The sequence below is a fragment of the Streptomyces sp. SYP-A7185 genome (assembly GCF_046103685.1).
GTDB lineage: Bacteria > Actinomycetota > Actinomycetes > Streptomycetales > Streptomycetaceae > Streptomyces.
On the sequence record NZ_CP122310.1, the window covers coordinates 4,324,698 to 4,341,913 of the forward strand.

Genomic DNA, 17,216 nt, shown 5'->3' on the forward strand with positions numbered 1-17,216 from the left:
GCCCCTTCTCCCGGGACTTTGGACCTAAGTTCGCTTGTGAATACATTCACAAGAATTTCCGCGACATCTCGTGGTATGGGGTCGTCGGAGCGCGGCGGCCCGGTCGGCGGCTCGGAGCACGGCCGTACGGCGTCCGGGCATGCCGGTGGGCCGGGTGCTCCCACACCCGGCCCACCGTGCCGACACCGCTCGGGGCGTCAGCTCGGGGATTCCGCGCCCTTGCGGGCGTAGAACCACCAGCAGACCGCGATACAGCTGACGTAGAAGGCCACGAAGCCCCACATCGCGCTGGTGACCGCGAAGTTGGCGAACATCGCCGGGATGAAGAAGAAGCCGTAGGCCGCGATGGCGGAGGTGAAGCCGGTGACGGCACCCGCCTCCATCTCGGACTGCTTCAGCGCCTTCGCGTAGACGGGGGTGCCCTCCGTGAGGCCCTTCAGGTGCTGCGAGCGGAAGATCACCGGGATCTGCCGGAACGTCGAGCCGTTGCCGATGCCGGAGAAGAAGAACGCGCACAGGAAGCAGGCGAAGAAGCCGTAGAAGTTGCCGTTGTCGCCGCCGGAGGGGAGGAAGTTGATGACGCCGATGATCGAGACCGCCATGCCGACGAACGAGATGATGGTGACCCTGGCGCCGCCGATCTTGTCGGCGATCCAGCCGCCGGCCCAGCGGGCGAGTGCGCCCACGGCCGGGCCCATCCAGGCGTAGGTGGCCGCGGAGTAGGCCGCGTCGATGGGCGTGAACGTGGTCTTGATGAGCATCGGCAGGGCTGCCGCGAAGCCGATGAAGGAACCGAACGTGCCGACGTAGAGCCAGGTCATCAGCCAGTTGTGCTTGCGCTTGAAGATGATCTTCTGCTGGCTGAAGGGGGTCGACGCGACCTTCAGGTCGTTCTGTCCGAACCACGCGACGGCGGCCAGGATCACCAGGACGGGCACCCACAGGAACGCGGCGTTCTGGAGCCACACGGGCGTGCCGTCCGCCTTGTGCTGGGCCGAGCCGACCGCGAGGACCGAGCTGGTGATGACGATCGGGGTGACCAGCTGGACGACGGAGACACCGAGGTTGCCGAGGCCTCCGTTGATGCCGGTGGCGTTGCCCTTGTCGCGCTTGGGGAAGAAGAAGCCGATGTTGGCCAGGGACGAGGCGAAGTTCGCGCCGCCGACACCGCAGAGGGCCGCGATCGCGACCATCACGCCGTACGAGGTGTTCGGGTCCTGCACCGCGATGCCGAGCCAGATCAGCGGGATGACCAGGACGACCGTGGAGAGCGCGGTGAAGCGGCGCTGGCCGATCATCGGGCCGAGGAAGGTGTAGAAGACGCGCGCCGTGCCGCCGGTGATGCCGGGGATGGCCGTCAGCCAGAACAGCTGCGAGGTGGAGAAGCCGAAGCCGACGTCCTTGAGGTTGGTCGCCGTGACCGACCAGACCTGCCAGACGACGAACGCGACCAGGAGCGCCGGGACGGCGATCCACAGGTTGCGGGAGGCGACCTTCTTGCCGACGGACTTCCAGAAGAGTTCGTTCTCCGGCTCCCAGTCGGTGATGGTCTTGCCGGGGCGGTACTGCGCGGGGTCGTACGTACTACCCGATGGCGCGGTCCGCGTTTCTTGGGCGGCAGGCGATGTCATGTTGGATCCCAGTTCGCTACGGGTCCCGACCTTGCTCCGGGGCCTGACACTTCCACGCTCCCTGGTGCGGCTCTTCACGAGCAGAGTCGTAGGGCACGCGTCGACCGGCCCAAAGACACGAAGATCAGAGGGCCTTTAGACGTTCGGGCCGCCGGGCCCGCCGCGCGTGATACGCAGGTCGGCATGGCTTCCTCAAACCCCTCGGCCGACCACGCGAGCGAGACCTCGGCCGCCCCCTCGACCGGCCCCACCAACTCCCTCACCGATGTCGCCGGGCTTCGCGTGGGTCATGCCACCCGCGTCGCGCCCGCCCACCCGGGCCACCTCACCGGCACCACGGTCGTGCTCGCCCCGGAGGGCGGCGCCGTCGCGGCGGTGGACGTGCGCGGCGGCGGGCCCGGCACCCGCGAGACGGACGCCCTGGACCCGCGCAATCTGGTGCAGCGGGTCGAGGCCGTCGTCCTGACCGGCGGCAGCGCGTACGGCCTCGACTCCGCGGCCGGCGTCATGGCGTGGCTGGAGGAGCAGGGCCGCGGCGTGCGGGTGGGCCCCGATCCGTCCCACGTCGTGCCCGTGGTCCCGGCCGCCTGCGTCTTCGACCTCGGCCGCGGCGGCGACTTCACGGCGCGCCCCGACGCCTCGACGGGGCGCGCGGCGGTGGAGGCAGCCGCGGGCACGGAGGCGGGCGCGCCCGTCGAGGAGGGGAACGTGGGCGCGGGCGCCGGCGCCCTGGTGGGGAAGGTCAAGGGCGGCATCGGCAGCGCGAGCGTCCGGCTGGACTCGGGCATCACGGTGGCCGCCCTGGTCGTGGCGAACGCGGCGGGCTCGGGGGTCGACGCGGGGACGGGCGCGCTGTACGGGCGGTACTTCGAAGGGCGGCGGGTGGCCTACCCCGCCTCCGAGGTCCACGCGGAGGCCACGCGGCGCCTCGCCGAAGCCGCCGCCAAGGGTGGGCCGCCGCCGCTGAACACCACGCTCGCCGTGGTCGCCACGGACGCCGAACTCACCAAGGCCCAGGCGCAGAAGCTCGCCGGCACGTCGCACGACGGCATGGCGCGCGCCGTGCGCCCCGTCCATCTCCTCAACGACGGGGATACCGTCTTCGCCCTCGCCACCGGCGAGCATCCGCTGCCGGGGGCCGGGCAGAACCCGCTCGCCCTGAACGAGATCCTCGCGGCGGGCGCGGACATGGTGACGGCGGCGATCGTCCGGGCGCTCCTGGCCGCGGAGTCCGTGGAAACACCGGCCGGCAGCTTCCCCTCGTACAGCGACCTCTACGGCGAGTTCTGAGCCAAGGCAGGTCGCATGAACGACAACGACAAATAGCGGCATGGCGACGCCTGTTGGGTGGCCGGCGGGCCATGTCCGTGTGCCCGCGCTCACATTAAGCGGACGGAACCTTTCCGCCCGCGGGCCGCTCTTATCTCGCACTGGATCAGAACGCGCACTTCGCACAAAGATGGAGCAGCCCGTGACAACGTCGCACATAGCCACCCCCCGGCGGCGCACCCTTCTGGCGGCCACCGCGCTCGCCGCCGTTGGCGCGCTCGCCCTCACGGCCTGCGGCGGGGACGGCGGAAGCGACGGCAAGGACGGCAAGGACGGCACGCCCAAGGCGCAGGGCGCCGACATCACCATCTCCGCGAAGGATGGCTCGACCGGCGCCTCCATCAACGCCACCGGCGTCAAGGTCAAGGGCGGCAAGCTGACCGAGGTGAAGATGACCCTGGTCTCCACCGGCGCAGCGGTCGACGGCACGCTCTCCGCCGACGGCACCAGCTGGAAGCCCAAGGCCCAGCTGGAGCGCGGCATGAAGTACAAGATCACGGCCGACGCGAAGGACGCCAAGGGCAAGGAGGCGACCGAGAACGCGATCTTCACCACGGTCTCCAAGGCCAACAGCTTCATCGGGAGTTACACCCCCGACGGCGGCACGAAGGTCGGCGTCGGCATGCCGGTCTCCTTCACCTTCGACAAGGCGATCACCGAGAAGCAGTCCGTCCAGTCGCACATCAAGGTCACCTCGGACAGCGGCCAGAAGGTCGTGGGCCACTGGTTCGGCAACCAGCGCCTGGACTTCAGGCCCCAGGAGTACTGGAAGGCCGGCTCCAAGGTCACGATGAAGATCGACCTGGAGGGCGTGAAGGGCGCCGACGGCGCCACCGGCGTGCAGAACAAGACGGTCACCTTCACCGTCGGCCGCGCGCAGGTCTCCACCGTCGACGTGAAGGCCAAGACGATGACGGTCGAGCGGGACGGGAAGGTCGTCAAGACCATCCCGATCTCCGCGGGCAGCCCGTCGAACCCCACGTACAACGGCAAGATGGTGATCTCCGAGAAGTTCACCCAGACCCGGATGAACGGCGACACGGTCGGCTTCGGCGGGGAGTACGACATCAAGGACGTCCCGCACGCGATGCGCCTGTCGTCCTCCGGCACCTTCATCCACGGCAACTACTGGGGCTCGCCCTCGATCTTCGGCAGCGCCAACACCAGCCACGGCTGCGTCGGGCTGCGGGACGCGCAGGGCGCGGGCGACTCCAGCACGCCGGGCGCGTGGTTCTACGACAACTCCCTCATCGGCGACGTCGTGACGGTCAAGGGCTCCCCGGACGAGACCATCGCCCCGGACAACGGCCTCAACGGCTGGAACATGTCCTGGAGCCAGTGGACCGCGGGCAGCGAAGGCTGATTCCGGCCGCCACTTCTGACCCTCTGACCAGGCCCAACACCACGAGCCGCACGGGAACTTGCCGTGCGGCTCGCACGTTTTCCCGTTCCGGGGCATGATGTCCGACCCAGGGGCTACGGTATGCACTCACAAGGTGACATGCAGCAACGCCGGGAGAGACCTTGAGCGTTCCGTACGAGTACGAGACGGCGTACGAGCCACAGGCTGCCGAGCAGGGGCCCGCGCACTCTCCGCAGGAGCATCTCGAGCGGCTCCTGCGCCGCGCCATGAACTCCTTCGACCTGCCGGACGAGACGACGGCACTGCTGGACACGGCCCTGGCGTACGACAGTTCGCTGCACTCCGCGCACCACAGCGCGGGCATGCACCGCGAGACCTACCGCCACACGTGGCTGCTCGCCGACGCCGGCGCGCTCACGCTCTGGGAGCTCGTGCACAACACCGGCCCCGGCAGCCACCCCCAGTACGAGGTGTACGCGGACGAGGAAGAGGCCGGGGTCGCCACCTCGCGCCTGCCGCTGCCGCCCGACACCCTCGCCAGCGCCTGCGAGCAGCCCGTCGTGCTCCATCTCCCGGTAGCCGACGAGCCCCGCCACACGTACGCGCCGGACGACTCCGCGGACCACGGCCGCCGACTGCTGCGCCGCGCGGAGAACTCGGTGGCGGAGGGGCGCCCCGGCGAGGAACTGGAGCGGTTACTGCGCTCGGCGTTCGCGCACCAGATCACCCAGGCCTTCGGCCGCCCCTGCCTGGCGGGCGAGGCGCGCCTCTGCTTCTCGCTCTACGAGCACGCGTTCCTGCTCTTCGACGGCAGCGAACTCAGCCTCTGGGAGGTCGAGCACACGGTCACACCCGACAAGCGGCACCGCTGCGAGGTGTACGTCACCGAGGAAGCGGCCCGCGCGGCGATGGAGCAGCGCGCGAGGAGCGTCCCGCAGCAGCGGACGAAGTAAAACCAGACGGAACCAACCGGAACCAACCGGCAGCAACAGGCAGCAACCGCCCAGCAGCTGCCTCAGGAGCGGCCGTCGCCGAACTGGCGTACCAGGCCCGCGAAGGCGGCCCGCTCGTCCGGCGTCAGTTCGACCGTCTCCGCACGCGGCGGTCCCGCCTGCGCGGGCAGTGAGCGCAGCGCCTGGGAGCGGCGCCACGCGTCCACGTCGTTCTGATCGCGCCGCATCACCCGCACCAGGCCCACGGCCCAGACGACGGTCGCCGCGGCCAGCACGGCCACGCCTGCCTGCTGGAGGATCGAGACATTCTGGAGCATGCCGCACAGTAGACAACACGATCCGGGGCTTACGACAGGGGGGTTGTGGGACTTACGTCCTGAAGTGACGCATGTCGCACAACCCCCCTCATAGGGGCTGAAGGGCCGGAGTCAGACGTCTGAGTCCCAGACCTGCCCCTACCGGCCCAGATCGGCCCAGACGGGACCGAACCAGCTCAGACCGCCGCCGGCATCCGCTTCTCCCCGGCGGTCTCCCCGGCCGCGGCGGCACCCTCCGAAGGGGTGGTCTTCCGGGCGCCCTTGAGCAGGATGACCGTCACGGTCGAGACGCCGACCCCGGCGAGGATCGCCACCAGGTACAGCAGCGGCTGCCCGATGAGCGGCACCACGAAGATGCCGCCGTGCGGGGCCCGCAGCGTACAGCCGAAGGCCATCGACAGGGCGCCGGTGACCGCGCCGCCCGCCATCGACGCGGGGATCACCCGCAGCGGGTCGGCCGCGGCGAACGGGATCGCGCCCTCCGTGATGAACGAGGCGCCCAGGAACCAGGCCGCCTTGCCGTTCTCGCGTTCGGTCTTGGTGAAGAGCCGGCCGCGGACCGTGGTGGCCAGGGCCATGGCGAGCGGCGGGACCATGCCGGCCGCCATCACCGCGGCCATGACCTTGAGGCTGCCCTCGGTCGGGCTGGCGAGGCCGCCGACGGCGAAGGCGTACGCGACCTTGTTGAGCGGGCCGCCGAGGTCGAAGCACATCATCAGGCCGAGGATGACGCCGAGGATGACGGCGTTGGCACCGGACAGGCCCTCCAGCCAGTCCGTCAGCGCGCTCTGGAGCTCGGCGATGGGCTTGCCGATGACGAGGAACATCAAGAAGCCCACGACCGCGGACGAGATCAGCGGGATCACGACCACGGGCATGATCCCGCGCAGGACGGCCGGGATCCGTACCCGCTGGATGCCCATGACGACCGCGCCCGCGATCAGACCCGCGGCGAGACCGCCCAGGAAGCCCGCGTTGATCGTGACGGCGACGGAGCCGCCGACGAATCCGGGCACGAGTCCCGGCCGGTCGGCCATCCCGTACGCGATGTAGCCCGCGAGGACCGGCACCAGGAAGGCGAAGGCGAGTCCGCCGATCTGGAAGAGGAGCGCGGCCCAGCTGGTGGTGTCCGTCCACACGAAGTGCTCGGCGACGGACGGCGCCTTGTCGATCTTCCAGCCGCCGATGGCGAAGCCCAGGGCGATGAGGAGGCCGCCGGCGGCGACGAACGGGACCATGTAACTGACGCCGGACATCAGCCACTTGCGCAGCTTGGTGCCGTAGCCGTCGCCGCTGTCACCGGCGTTGTCGACGGGGCTCGGCCCGACGTCCGCGGTGGTCTCGCCGCGGGCGGCCTTCTCCCGCACCTCCGCGATGAGCGCGGCGGGCCTGCTGATGCCCGCCTTCACGCCGACGTCGACCGTGGGCTTCCCGCCGAAGCGGTCCTTGTCCCGTACGGGGACGTCGTGGGCGAAGATGACGGCGTCGGCGGCGGCGACGACCACCGGGTCGAGGCGGGTGAAGCCCGCCGAGCCCTGGGTCTCCACCGTCAGTTCCACGCCCGCCTCGCGGGCCGCGTTCTCCAGGGACTCCGCCGCCATGTACGTGTGGGCGATGCCCGTGGGGCAGGACGTGACCGCCACGATGCGGAACGGTTCCGCCGGGGCGGGGCCGCCTTCCGGCCGCGGCTCGGCGGGCTCCTGCGCCTCGGCGGGAGCGGTGGGCTCCTCCGCAGCACCGGAAGTGCCGGGAGCGGTGGAAACGGTGGAAACGGTGGACTCTTCCGCCGCACCGGAAGCGCCGGAAGCGGTGGACTCCCCGCTGATCAGGGCCGCTGCCGTCCGCGCGTCTCCGGCTGCCCGCAGGGCGCCCGTGAACTCCTGGTCCATCAGCTGCCGTGCCAGCGACGACAGGATCGTCAAATGCGCGTCGTCCGCGCCCGCCGGTGCCGCGATCAGGAAGATGAGGTCGGCCGGCCCGTCCGGCGCCCCGAAGTCGATGCCCCGGGCCGAGCGGCCGAAGGCCAGGGTCGGCTCGGTGACATGGGCGCTGCGGCAGTGCGGGATGCCGATGCCGCCGTCCAGGCCGGTCGGCATCTGCGCCTCGCGGGCCGCCACGTCGGCGAGGAAGCCGTCGAGATCGGTCACCCGCCCCAGGGCCACCATGCGCTCGGCGAGGGCACGGGCCGCCGCTTCCTTGGTTCCTGCGGACCGGTCGAGTTCGAGGTCGACCAGTTCCGCGGTGATCATCTCGCTCATCGCGGGCTCCTTCGCACGCGTATCGCCCGGGGGAGGGCGGGGGTGGGGACGGGGGTGGGGACGGGAGTGTGGGGCTCGTGGGGCTGATAGGGCTCGTGTGACCGACGAGGCGCCGACCGACGAGGCGCCGACCGATGAAGAGCCGACCGGTGACGCGCCGGGCCGTGGGGAGGCCGCCCGAGGGGGGTCATGACGCGGGCTCGGTCAGTACGCGGTCCAGCGGGATCCGTGTCGTGACGGTGACCGCGGCGGGCGCGAGGTCCGCCGGGGTCGGCATCGCGCTGCCCGGCAGCTGGACCGCCGCCGCGCCGTGCGCCACGGCCGAGGCGAGGGCGGTGGCTCCGGAACCGCCCGCGACGAGGAAACCGGCCAGGGAGGCGTCACCGGCGCCGACGTTGCTGCGGACGGCGTCGACCGGAGCGCTGCCGAAGTACGTGCCCGAGTCGTCCACCAGGAGCTGGCCGTCCGCGCCGAGGCTGGCCAGCACCGCACGCGCGCCCGACTGCCGCAGTTCTTCGGCGGCCTTGACCGCGTCGCCGACCGTGGTCAGCGGGCGCCCCACCGCTTCGGCGAGCTCCTCCGCGTTCGGCTTGACGACGTCCGGGCGCTCGGCGAGGGCGGCGAGCAGGGCCGGGCCCGAGGTGTCGAGGGCGATGCGGGCCCCCGCGGCATGCGCGCGGGCCACCAGGTCGGCGTACCAGGAAGGGGCGAGGCCGCGCGGCAGGCTGCCGCAGCAGGCGATCCAGTCGGCGCCGCCGGACCGCTCGCGCACGGCGGAGAGCAGCGACTCGGCCTCCGCCGCGGTCAGTTCGGGCCCGGTTGCGTTGATCTTGGTGAGGGTGCCGTCCGGTTCGGCCACCGCGATGTTCGAGCGGGTCTGGCCCGCGACCGGGACCGGCGCGACCTCGATGCCCTGCTCGTCCAGGAGTTGGGCCACGAGCGCGCCGGGCGCACCGCCGAGCGGCAGGACGGCGAGGGTCGCCCCGCCCGCGGCCGCGACCGCCCGGGACACGTTGACGCCCTTGCCGCCCGGGTCCATCCGGTCGCCGGTGGCCCGGATGACCTCGCCGCGGTCCAGCGAAGGGACCTCGTAGGTGCGGTCGAGGGAGGGGTTGGGGGTGAGGGTGAGGATCATGCGCGTACGTACCGTTCCGTTGCCGACCCGTGTGGGGTCGCTGCTCGCGTTCTTGCCGGCGCCGTGGCCCGCGCCCGGGGTGCTCTCGCCGCCGCTCATGTGCGGATCACCTCCGTGCCGCCGCTCTCGATGGCCGCGGCGTCCTCGGCGCCGAGGCCCGCGTCGGTGATCAGCAGGTCCACGTCTGAGAGGTCGCCGAAGCGCGCGAAGTGCTCCTGGCCGTGCTTGGTGGAGTCCGCGAGGAGCACCACGCGGCGGGCCGCGCCGATCGCCGCGCGCTTGACGGCCGCTTCGGCGAGGTCGGGGGTGGTCAGGCCGCCTTCGGCGGAGAAGCCGTTCGCGGCGACGAAGACGACGTCGGCGCGGATCTCTCCGTACGCCCGCAGCGCCCAGGCGTCGACGGCCGCGCGCGTACGGCTGCGGACGCGGCCTCCGATGAGGTGGAGCTGGATGCCGGGGTGGTCGGCGAGGCGTGCGGCGGTGGGCAGGCCGTGCGTGACGACGGTGAACGTCGCCTCCAGCGGGAGCGAGGCCGCGAGGCGGGCCACGGTCGAGCCCGCGTCCAGGATCACGCTGCCCTCGGCCGGGAGTTCGGCGAGGGCGGCGTGGGCGATGCGGTCCTTCTCGTCGGCCGACGTCCCCTCGCGCTCGGCGAGGTCGGGCTCGAAGTCCAGGCGCCCGGCCGGTATGGCACCGCCGTGCACGCGGCGGACGAGACCGGCCCGGTCGAGGGCCTTCAGGTCGCGCCGGATGGTCTCCGCGGTGACCTTGAACTCCTCGGCGAGCGACAGCACGTCGACCCGTCCGCCGTCCCGCGCGAGCCGCAGGATCTCCTGCTGCCGCTCCGGTGCGTACATGTCCGTTCGCCTCCGAGTGATGCCCGAACCTGTGGTTTCACTCGCAGAATACGGTCAGGTTCCGGCAAAGTAAACAAGCTCGGGCCTCAAGCAGACACAAACGGACTTTCGTCCCGCCGGGGAGCGCGTCTGCCGGGCCCTGCGGCCCGCACCGGACCGTGCCGTACGGCACTCAACCTCGCGCCCCTGGACCTTGGGCTTGGGCCTCGCCCCGCGCCTCACACCCGCCGCCCCGCGCCTCACGGCCAGCGGAAGCTTTCCGAGCCTCACGGCCAGCGGAAGCCCTCCAAGGCTTCGACGCAGCGGTCCGCCAGGGCGGCGGGGCCCGCCTCTCCCCCGGCGGGATCGTCACCGGAGGCCCAGGTCTCCACGGCCACCCGCACCGCCGCGCTGGCCACGGCCGCCACGAGCCGCAGCTCCAGCGAGGGCGGCACCCCGGCCTCACCCGCCACCCCCGCCCCCGCCCCCGCCCCTGCCGCCCCGGTGCCGGTGCGCTTCCCGCCTTCCCCGTGGCCCTGCCGTTCGGCCAGGACCGCGAGCAGCGTCTGTTCCGCGTCGTGACAGGCCTCCGACCACACCGCTCGCAGGGCCGCGCTCTCCCCCGCCATCCGCAGCAGCGCCCGCACCCACTCCAGGGCCTCCGCGTCGCCGATCGCGAGCCCCGGGGCCGCGTCGCCGTCCGGGACCAGCGCCCTGGCCGCCGCGTGCCGCAGCGCGTCCCGCACCGCGAGCCGCGGGGGCGCGTCCCGTACGGCTTCCGCCCACTGTCGCGCGCCCGCGGCGAACAGCGGCGCCACGGCCTCCTCCTTCGTCGCGAAGTAGCGGTAGAAGGTGCGCGGCGCGACGCCCGCCGCGCGGGCGATGTCCTCGGCGCGGGTGGCCCGCAGGCCGTTCTCGACGAAGAGCGCCGCCGCGGTGCGGGCGATGTCCAGGCGCGTCTCCGCCTTGCGGCGCTCCGTCAGCGAATCGGGCGGGTTGAGCGAACTTGCGGGCATGCGAGGCAGGTTATGCCAGCGGCCGAGGACCACCTGCCGAGGACGACCCAAGGCACAACATGCCTCTATGACAGAATCTGCCACCGGCCTGCAATCGGCCCGCAAGATCCAGCGCGTTCAAGAAGGTGGCAAGCCCGGTGCGTCGTCGACAGTTCCTGACCAAGTCCGCCGGTCTCACCGGCGCGTCCGCCCTCGGCCTCGGTCTGGGCGCCTGCTCGTCCGGCAGCGACACCACCACCCTCAAAGTCCTGGTCGCGAGCTACGACAAGAGCGTCGGCTCCTCCATCGGCGACCAGTGGGACGGCCTGGTCACCGCCTTCGAGAAGAAGCACCCCACCGTCAAGATCGCCCTGGAACGCGTCCCCTTCGTCAAGCTGGACCGGACGCTGGCCCGCCGCGTGAAGGACGGGGAGGCCCCCGACATCGCCCAGTCGAACGTCTTCGCCCCCTACGCCGAGGACGAGCAGCTCTACGGCGCCTCCGAGCTCTTCGACATCCGCACCGAGGCCGACTTCACCCGCTCGTTCGCCGAGGCGGGCTCGGTCAGGCACATCCAGTACGGCATCCCGTTCCTCGCCAGCACCCCGCGCCTCTTCTACAACAAGGCGCTCTTCAAGCAGGCCGGCATCACCGGCGCCCCCACCTCCTGGGACGAGCTGCGGTCGGCGGCCGTCGCCCTCAAGGGAATCGGCGTGAAGACGCCCTACGGGCTTCAGTTGGGCCCCGAGGCCGCCGAGGACGAGACCCTGGCCTGGCTGCTCGCGGACGAGGGCGGTTACGCGGGCCTGGCGGCCGGCTACGACTTCCGCACCGCGTCCAACGTCCGGACGCTGACCTGGCTCCGGGACGAGCTGGTGGCCAAGGGGCTCGCGGGCGCGGACCCGGCGGGGCTCAACAGGACGGCCGCGTACGAGCAGTTCCTGCGCGGGGGCATCGGGATGCTGATCGCGCACCCGGTGCTCATGGGCGCCGCCGACAAGGTCAAGTTCCCGTACGCGCATGCCGCGTTCCCCACGCGGCAGGGCGGGGCGGCGGCGCCGGTAGGCCTGAGCGACTGGCTGATGGCGTTCAAGCAGAACGGCCACGGCGAGGCGTGCGGCATGTTCCTCGGCTACCTCTACGGCCGCAAGTCGGCGAAGACGTACGGCGGCGGGCAGACCGCGCTTCCGGTGACCGGCTCCGCCTCGGCGGACCTGCGCGCGGACCCGGCCCAGCGCCCGCTGTGGAAGTTCATCGACCAGATGCCGCAGGCGGAGTTCCAGCCGGTCAACCTGCGCTCCTGGCCGACGGTGAGGGCGGCCATCCGCAAGGAGATCGGGGCCGCCGTCACGAAGGGCGGCGACCCCGGCGCCGTACTGGAGTCCCTGGACGCGACGGCGACCCAGGCGGAGCTCTAGGCTCCACCTGGGCCGCCGCGCCCGCCCCTCCCGCGGAGGGGCACCTCTCAGGGGGTCAACACGGGCTCCCGCCCGGAGGATTCACCGGCCGCCACGGCACCGGCGTCCGCGGAGTCCTCCTCCGTGAAACCCTCTTCCGTGGAGTTCTGGGAGTTCTGGGAGTTCTCGGAGCCCCCGGAGTTCTCGGAGTCCGCGCCGCCGCCTTCAACGTGCTGGCGCGGCTTGGCCGGCAGGGCGAACATCAGCAGGAAGATGGCGACGAGCACACCGACGACCCACCACAGCGAGTTCTGGAACGCGCCCACGATCTCCATCGGCACCTCGCTCCGTGCCGCCGTCTCGTCGATCATGCCGAAGAACACCACGGAGACCAGGCCGAGTCCGAGCGCCGTGCCCATCTGCTGGACGGTGTTGAGCAGGCCGGACGCGGACCCGGAGTGCTCGCGCGGCACGTCCGACAGGATCGCGTCGGTCAGCGGCGCGACGATCAGGCCCATGCCCGCGCCCATCACGACCAGCGGCAGCGCCATCTGCCAGGACGCGATGCCCGCGCCGTACCGGTCCGCCTCCCAGATGTAGAGCAGCACCCCGGTGGCCATGACGAGCGCGCCGCCCTGGAGCACCTTGCGCCCGAAGCGCGGCACCAGCTTCTGCACGGACATGCCGGCCGCCACCGAGACGGCGATCGAGAACGGGATGCCGGTCGTGCCGGCCCGCAGCGCGCTCCAGCCAAGCCCCGTCTGCATGTAGAGCGTCCAGACCAGGAAGAAGATGCCCATCGCGACACCGAACACGGTCTGCACCGCGATGCCCGCCGCGAAGCTCTTCACCTTGAACAGGGACAGCTCCACGAGCGGCGAACCGTCCTTGGCCGCCTTCGCCTTCTCGTACGCGACGAGCGCCCCGAAGACGACAAGGCCGCCGGCCATCATGGCGAACCCCCACAGCGGCCAGTCCAGCTCCTCGCCGCGGGTGAGGGGGTAGAGCACCATCAGCAGGCCGAGCGTGACCAGGACGACGCCGACGAGGTCGAGCTTGAGGGCCTTGGGCGCCTTGGACTCGCTGATGAACTTGCTGCCCAGGATCAGTCCCGCGATGCCGACGGGCAGGTTGATGAGGAAGATCGGGCGCCATTCGAGCCCGAAGAGGTTCCACTGCGTCAGGAGCGCGCCGAGCAGCGGTCCCGAGACGGCCCCGAGGCCCACGATCATCCCGAAGAGCCCGAAGACCTTGCCGCGCTCGTGCGCGGGGAAGGTGGCGTGCACGATCGACAGGACCTGCGGCACCATCATCGCGGCCATGCCGCCCTGGAGGATCCGGGACGCGACCAGCATCTCCGGGTTGGCGGCGAAGCCGCAGAGCGCGGAGGCGAGCGTGAAGCCGCCGATGCCGATGAGGAACATCCGCTTGCGCCCGTGGATGTCGCCGAGCCGCCCGCCGGTGATGAGCCCGGCCGCGAACGCGAGCGCGTACCCCGCGGTGATCCACTGGATCTGGCTGAACGAGGCGCCCGCGTCCTGCCGGATGGACGGGATCGCGATGTTGACGATGGTGACGTCGACCAGGTCCATGAAGGCCGCGGTCATCACGATGGCGAGGGCGAACCAGCGGCGCCGGTCGGCGGCCGCGGCGGCCGCTCCGGTGGGTGCTGTGGCGGGGCTGCTGAAAGTCATGAGAGAAGACTAGGAGCCATATAGGTCAGGTCATGACCTAGATGGACGGCATCCTTGGAGACATGACTTCGACTTCCGGCACGACCTCGGAACGGTCCGGCGGTACGGACACCCCGGCCCGGCTGCTGCAACTCCTCTCCCTGCTCCAGACCCCGCGCGAGTGGCCCGGCGGGGAGCTGTCGGAGCGCCTTGGCGTCAGCCGCCGCACGGTGCGGCGCGACATCGACCGGCTGCGGGACCTCGGCTATCCGGTGCAGGCGAGCCAGGGGGCGGCCGGGGGGTATCGCCTGGTCGCGGGCAAGGCGATGCCGCCGCTCGTCCTGGACGACGAGGAGGCGGTGGCGATCGCGGTGGGGCTGCGGGCCGGGGCGGGCCATGCGGTGGAGGGGGTGGAGGAGGCGTCGGTGCGGGCGCTGGCGAAGCTGGAGCAGGTGCTGCCCTCGCGCCTGCGGCACCGGGTGCAGACCTTGCAGGTCGCGACGATCCCGCTGACCGCCGGGGACGGGGCGAGCATCGCTCCCGAGACGCTTACGGTGATGGCGTCCGCGGCGGCGGGCCAGGAGCGGCTGCGCTTCGCGTACCGCTCGGGGGACGGGACGGAGACGCGCCGCCTGACGGAGCCGCATCGGCTCGTGTCGACGGGGCGGCGCTGGTATCTGGTGGCGTACGACATCGACCGGGACGACTGGCGCACGTTCCGGGTGGACCGGGTCTCCTCGCCGTTCGCGACCGGGGCCCGCTTCGTGCCGCGGGAGCTGCCGACGGGGGACGCGGCGGAGTTCATCCGGCAGTCGATGTGGCGGGGGCAGCAGCGTGCGTACGAGATCGACGTGACGTTCGAGGCGTCCGCGGAGGCGGTCGCGGCGGCGTTCCCCTCGGCGCTGGGGGTGCCGGAGCCTCTGGGCGCCACTACCTGCCGGCTGCGGGCTGAGGTGTCGGATGCGGTGGAGTGGCTGGCGGTGCGGCTCGCCATGACGGGCCATGATTTCGTCGCCCACGGGCCGCCGGAGCTGGTTTCTGCTCTGCGGTCCCTGGCCTCCCGCCTAACCCACGCGTCCACCTCGGCGTAGGCCTGGCTGCCCCGCCGGGGGGCCGCGGATCTCTCCCACCGCGCCGTGGGGGCGCCCCTGTCCGCCGCGGGGGCCGCCCCTGCCCGGCGCTTCGCGCGGATCTTTGCCACTGTGCCGTGGGGGCGCCCCTGTCCCGCCGTGGGGCCCGCCCCTGTCCCGCGCTTCGCGCGGATCTTTCCCGCCCACCCACCCGATTACCCCGGAGTAATGGGTGGGTGGGTGGGAGACATCCGCGCGAAGCGCGGTAAAGGCCCACCCGCCCGGCAGCCGCAAGAAGCCGGGCAGCCCCGCCCCAGAGGCAAAGTCGCCCGGCAGCCGCCCCAGGTCAGGGAAAGGAATGAGCCCCGGTGCCGGGGGGGGATGGCGCCGGGGCTCAGCTGGTGGGGGCGTTCGAGGCCGGCCGCCTAGGCCGCCGCGTCGAAGCCCGTGTCCCGAGCCAACTTCTTCAGTTCGAGCAGCGCGTGCTTCTCGATCTGCCGGATCCGCTCCCGCGTCAGCCCATGCTGCTTGCCGACCTCCGTGAGGGTCCGCTCGCGGCCGTCGTCGATGCCGTACCGCATCTTGATGATGGAGGCCGTGCGCTGGTCGAGGCGGCCGATCAGGTCGTCCAGCTCCTCGCTGCGCAGCAGGCTCAGGACGGACTGCTCGGGGGAGACCGCCGAGGTGTCCTCCAGGAGGTCACCGAACTGCGTGTCGCCGTTGTCGTCCACGCCCATGTTCAGCGAGACCGGGTCACGCGCCCAGTCCAGGACGTCCGTGACCCGCGCGGGCGTGGTGTCGAGCTCCGCGGCGACCTCTTCGGGCTCGGGGTCGCGGCCGTTCTTGCGGTTGAACTCGCGCATGACCCGGCGGATCCGGCCGAGCTCCTCCACCAGGTGGACGGGGAGCCGGATGGTGCGCGACTGGTCGGCTATGGAGCGGGTGATGGCCTGACGGATCCACCACGTGGCGTACGTGGAGAACTTGAAGCCCTTGGCGTAGTCGAACTTCTCGACCGCGCGGACCAGGCCGGCGTTCCCCTCCTGGATGAGGTCCAGGAGCGGCAGGCCACTGCGGGGGTAACGGCGGGCCACGGCGACGACGAGGCGGAGGTTGGACCGGATGAAGACGTCCTTGGCCCGCTCACCGTCGGCGACCAGCGCCTCCAGCTCCTCGCGGGACGCGGCGGCACCGGAGACGGAGTCCTCTATCTCGCCGTCCAGTATCTTCCGGGCGTACACACCGGCTTCGATGATCTGGGACAGCTCGACTTCCTTGGCGGCGTCGAGCAGCGGCGTACGCGCGATCTCGTCGAGGTACATGCCGACCAGGTCGCGGTCGGCGATCTCCCCGCCTACGGCGCGAACACTGCGTGCCGCGTCGGTCTCGCCGGAGGAGGCGGACTTACGACGGGCGACGGCACGGGTTGCCATGCGTGCTCCCTTGCGTGTGGAGGTCCTGGTCGGCCCTTTTCACGGGCCTCTGTGGTGGAAACCACACCCTTGCGGGTGCCCTGCTTCCGATGGAAACAACGACTGGAATCCGGACAGAATTCCCAAGCCGCGCATCTATTTTCCTGACGTTGCAGTACCCTGTGCCGCCACAAAGGGAGGCCGGATGCCGTCGGAACGTACAGAGGTGCAGGTCAGGCCGGGCACGGAGGCTGATCTCGCGGCCCTGACCGACATCTACAACCACTACGTACGTGAGACGGCGATCACATTTGACACGGCCGTCTTCCTGCCGGAAGAGCGCCGCCCTTGGCTGCTCTCCCACCCTGAAGACGGCCCCCACCGCCTGTTGGTTGCCCAGGAGCGGGATTCCGGCCTGATCCTCGGGTACGTCACCAGTTCTCCTTTCCGGATCAAACCCGCCTACGCCACCTCGGTCGAAGTGAGCGTCTACTGCGCGCCGGACGCCGCGGGCCGCGGCATCGGCACCCTGCTCTACAAGGCGCTCTTCGAGGCCCTCGAAGGCGAGGACCTGCACCGCGCCTACGCCGGGATCGCCCAGCCGAACGAGGCCTCCGGGCGCCTCCACGAGCGTTTCGGCTTCCGGCACGTCGGCACCTACCGCGAGGTCGGCCGCAAGTTCGGCCGCTACTGGGACGTCGCCTGGTACGAGCGTCCCCTGGGCCCCGCGGCCGCAAGCGGGTCCTAGGTCCCCCCGGGGTCCGGTGTAGGTCCCGAGTCCGTCCGGCGTACGTCCGGCGTACGTCCCGACCTAGGGCGCATGGCCGTTACGCCCCCGCGCGCACCC

14 protein-coding genes are annotated in these 17,216 nt (G+C 71.4%); 6 read left to right on the forward strand and 8 right to left on the reverse strand.

Annotation, left to right across the window (positions count from 1 at the left end):
- Positions 1-197 precede the first annotated feature (197 nt).
- Positions 198-1,631 carry a NarK family nitrate/nitrite MFS transporter gene (locus QBL25_RS18855; protein ID WP_409058205.1) on the reverse strand — a complete coding sequence of 478 codons (1,434 nt, stop codon included), beginning with the start codon at positions 1,629-1,631 and terminating at the stop codon, positions 198-200.
- Between the two features lie 183 nt (positions 1,632-1,814).
- On the opposite strand from QBL25_RS18855, the gene QBL25_RS18860 reads away from it, so the two are divergent.
- From QBL25_RS18860 to QBL25_RS18870, 3 genes are all read left to right on the forward strand, one after another.
- Positions 1,815-2,921: a P1 family peptidase gene (locus QBL25_RS18860; protein WP_409058206.1), complete on the forward strand. Its 1,107-nt coding sequence runs from the start codon at positions 1,815-1,817 to the stop codon at positions 2,919-2,921.
- A 169-nt stretch (positions 2,922-3,090) separates the two neighbouring features.
- Entirely contained in the window at positions 3,091-4,323 is a 1,233-nt protein-coding gene (locus tag QBL25_RS18865) for an Ig-like domain-containing protein (RefSeq protein ID WP_409058207.1), read from the forward strand.
- Positions 4,324-4,484: 161 nt separating this feature from the next.
- Positions 4,485-5,276: a DUF6227 family protein gene (locus tag QBL25_RS18870; RefSeq protein WP_409058208.1), complete on the forward strand. Its 792-nt coding sequence runs from the start codon at positions 4,485-4,487 to the stop codon at positions 5,274-5,276.
- 62 nt (positions 5,277-5,338) lie between these two features.
- On the opposite strand, the gene QBL25_RS18875 is transcribed toward QBL25_RS18870, so the two are convergent.
- The 5 genes from QBL25_RS18875 to QBL25_RS18895 form a co-directional block, all read right to left on the reverse strand.
- Complete coding sequence (locus QBL25_RS18875) at positions 5,339-5,593, reverse strand: hypothetical protein (protein ID WP_409058209.1); 255 nt, start codon at positions 5,591-5,593, stop codon at positions 5,339-5,341.
- A gap of 176 nt (positions 5,594-5,769) precedes the next feature.
- Positions 5,770-7,851, reverse strand: a complete 2,082-nt coding sequence (locus tag QBL25_RS18880; RefSeq protein ID WP_409058210.1) for a fructose-specific PTS transporter subunit EIIC — start codon at positions 7,849-7,851, stop codon at positions 5,770-5,772.
- Positions 7,852-8,038: 187 nt separating this feature from the next.
- Positions 8,039-8,986: a 1-phosphofructokinase gene (gene pfkB, locus QBL25_RS18885; protein WP_409062702.1), complete on the reverse strand. Its 948-nt coding sequence runs from the start codon at positions 8,984-8,986 to the stop codon at positions 8,039-8,041.
- Between the two features lie 95 nt (positions 8,987-9,081).
- A complete protein-coding gene (locus QBL25_RS18890; protein WP_409058211.1) occupies positions 9,082-9,843 on the reverse strand; it encodes a DeoR/GlpR family DNA-binding transcription regulator in 762 nt (253 codons plus the stop codon).
- 266 nt (positions 9,844-10,109) lie between these two features.
- Positions 10,110-10,838: a TetR/AcrR family transcriptional regulator gene (locus tag QBL25_RS18895; RefSeq protein ID WP_409058212.1), complete on the reverse strand. Its 729-nt coding sequence runs from the start codon at positions 10,836-10,838 to the stop codon at positions 10,110-10,112.
- Positions 10,839-10,975: 137 nt separating this feature from the next.
- On the opposite strand from QBL25_RS18895, the gene QBL25_RS18900 reads away from it, so the two are divergent.
- Positions 10,976-12,235: an extracellular solute-binding protein gene (locus tag QBL25_RS18900; protein ID WP_409058213.1), complete on the forward strand. Its 1,260-nt coding sequence runs from the start codon at positions 10,976-10,978 to the stop codon at positions 12,233-12,235.
- Positions 12,236-12,282: 47 nt separating this feature from the next.
- Here QBL25_RS18900 and QBL25_RS18905 read toward each other — a convergent pair whose 3' ends face one another.
- Positions 12,283-13,908: an MFS transporter gene (locus QBL25_RS18905; RefSeq protein WP_409058214.1), complete on the reverse strand. Its 1,626-nt coding sequence runs from the start codon at positions 13,906-13,908 to the stop codon at positions 12,283-12,285.
- Between the two features lie 62 nt (positions 13,909-13,970).
- Here QBL25_RS18905 and QBL25_RS18910 point away from each other — a divergent pair, with 62 nt between their 5' ends.
- Complete coding sequence (locus QBL25_RS18910; protein ID WP_409058215.1) at positions 13,971-14,978, forward strand: helix-turn-helix transcriptional regulator; 1,008 nt, start codon at positions 13,971-13,973, stop codon at positions 14,976-14,978.
- A gap of 404 nt (positions 14,979-15,382) precedes the next feature.
- Here QBL25_RS18910 and QBL25_RS18915 read toward each other — a convergent pair whose 3' ends face one another.
- A complete protein-coding gene (locus QBL25_RS18915; RefSeq protein WP_409058216.1) occupies positions 15,383-16,390 on the reverse strand; it encodes an RNA polymerase sigma factor RpoD/SigA in 1,008 nt (335 codons plus the stop codon).
- Between the two features lie 184 nt (positions 16,391-16,574).
- On the opposite strand from QBL25_RS18915, the gene QBL25_RS18920 reads away from it, so the two are divergent.
- A complete protein-coding gene (locus QBL25_RS18920; RefSeq protein ID WP_409058217.1) occupies positions 16,575-17,117 on the forward strand; it encodes a GNAT family N-acetyltransferase in 543 nt (180 codons plus the stop codon).
- The last annotated feature ends 99 nt before the right edge of the window (positions 17,118-17,216 follow it).

What these genes read in the sequence shown, in the direction of transcription:
- QBL25_RS18920 (WP_409058217.1), top strand. Translation starts at nt 16,575, where the DNA reads ATGCCGTCGGAACGTACAGAGGTGCAGGTCAGGCCGGGCACGGAGGCT.
- QBL25_RS18865 (WP_409058207.1), top strand. Translation starts at nt 3,091, where the DNA reads ATGGAGCAGCCCGTGACAACGTCGCACATAGCCACCCCCCGGCGGCGC.
- QBL25_RS18905 (WP_409058214.1), bottom strand. Translation starts at nt 13,908, where the DNA reads ATGACTTTCAGCAGCCCCGCCACAGCACCCACCGGAGCGGCCGCCGCG.
- QBL25_RS18880 (WP_409058210.1), bottom strand. Translation starts at nt 7,851, where the DNA reads ATGAGCGAGATGATCACCGCGGAACTGGTCGACCTCGAACTCGACCGG.
- QBL25_RS18875 (WP_409058209.1), bottom strand. Translation starts at nt 5,593, where the DNA reads ATGCTCCAGAATGTCTCGATCCTCCAGCAGGCAGGCGTGGCCGTGCTG.
- QBL25_RS18895 (WP_409058212.1), bottom strand. Translation starts at nt 10,838, where the DNA reads ATGCCCGCAAGTTCGCTCAACCCGCCCGATTCGCTGACGGAGCGCCGC.
- QBL25_RS18890 (WP_409058211.1), bottom strand. Translation starts at nt 9,843, where the DNA reads ATGTACGCACCGGAGCGGCAGCAGGAGATCCTGCGGCTCGCGCGGGAC.
- QBL25_RS18915 (WP_409058216.1), bottom strand. Translation starts at nt 16,390, where the DNA reads ATGGCAACCCGTGCCGTCGCCCGTCGTAAGTCCGCCTCCTCCGGCGAG.
- QBL25_RS18910 (WP_409058215.1), top strand. Translation starts at nt 13,971, where the DNA reads ATGACTTCGACTTCCGGCACGACCTCGGAACGGTCCGGCGGTACGGAC.
- QBL25_RS18860 (WP_409058206.1), top strand. Translation starts at nt 1,815, where the DNA reads ATGGCTTCCTCAAACCCCTCGGCCGACCACGCGAGCGAGACCTCGGCC.
- pfkB (WP_409062702.1), bottom strand. Translation starts at nt 8,986, where the DNA reads ATGATCCTCACCCTCACCCCCAACCCCTCCCTCGACCGCACCTACGAG.
- QBL25_RS18855 (WP_409058205.1), bottom strand. Translation starts at nt 1,631, where the DNA reads ATGACATCGCCTGCCGCCCAAGAAACGCGGACCGCGCCATCGGGTAGT.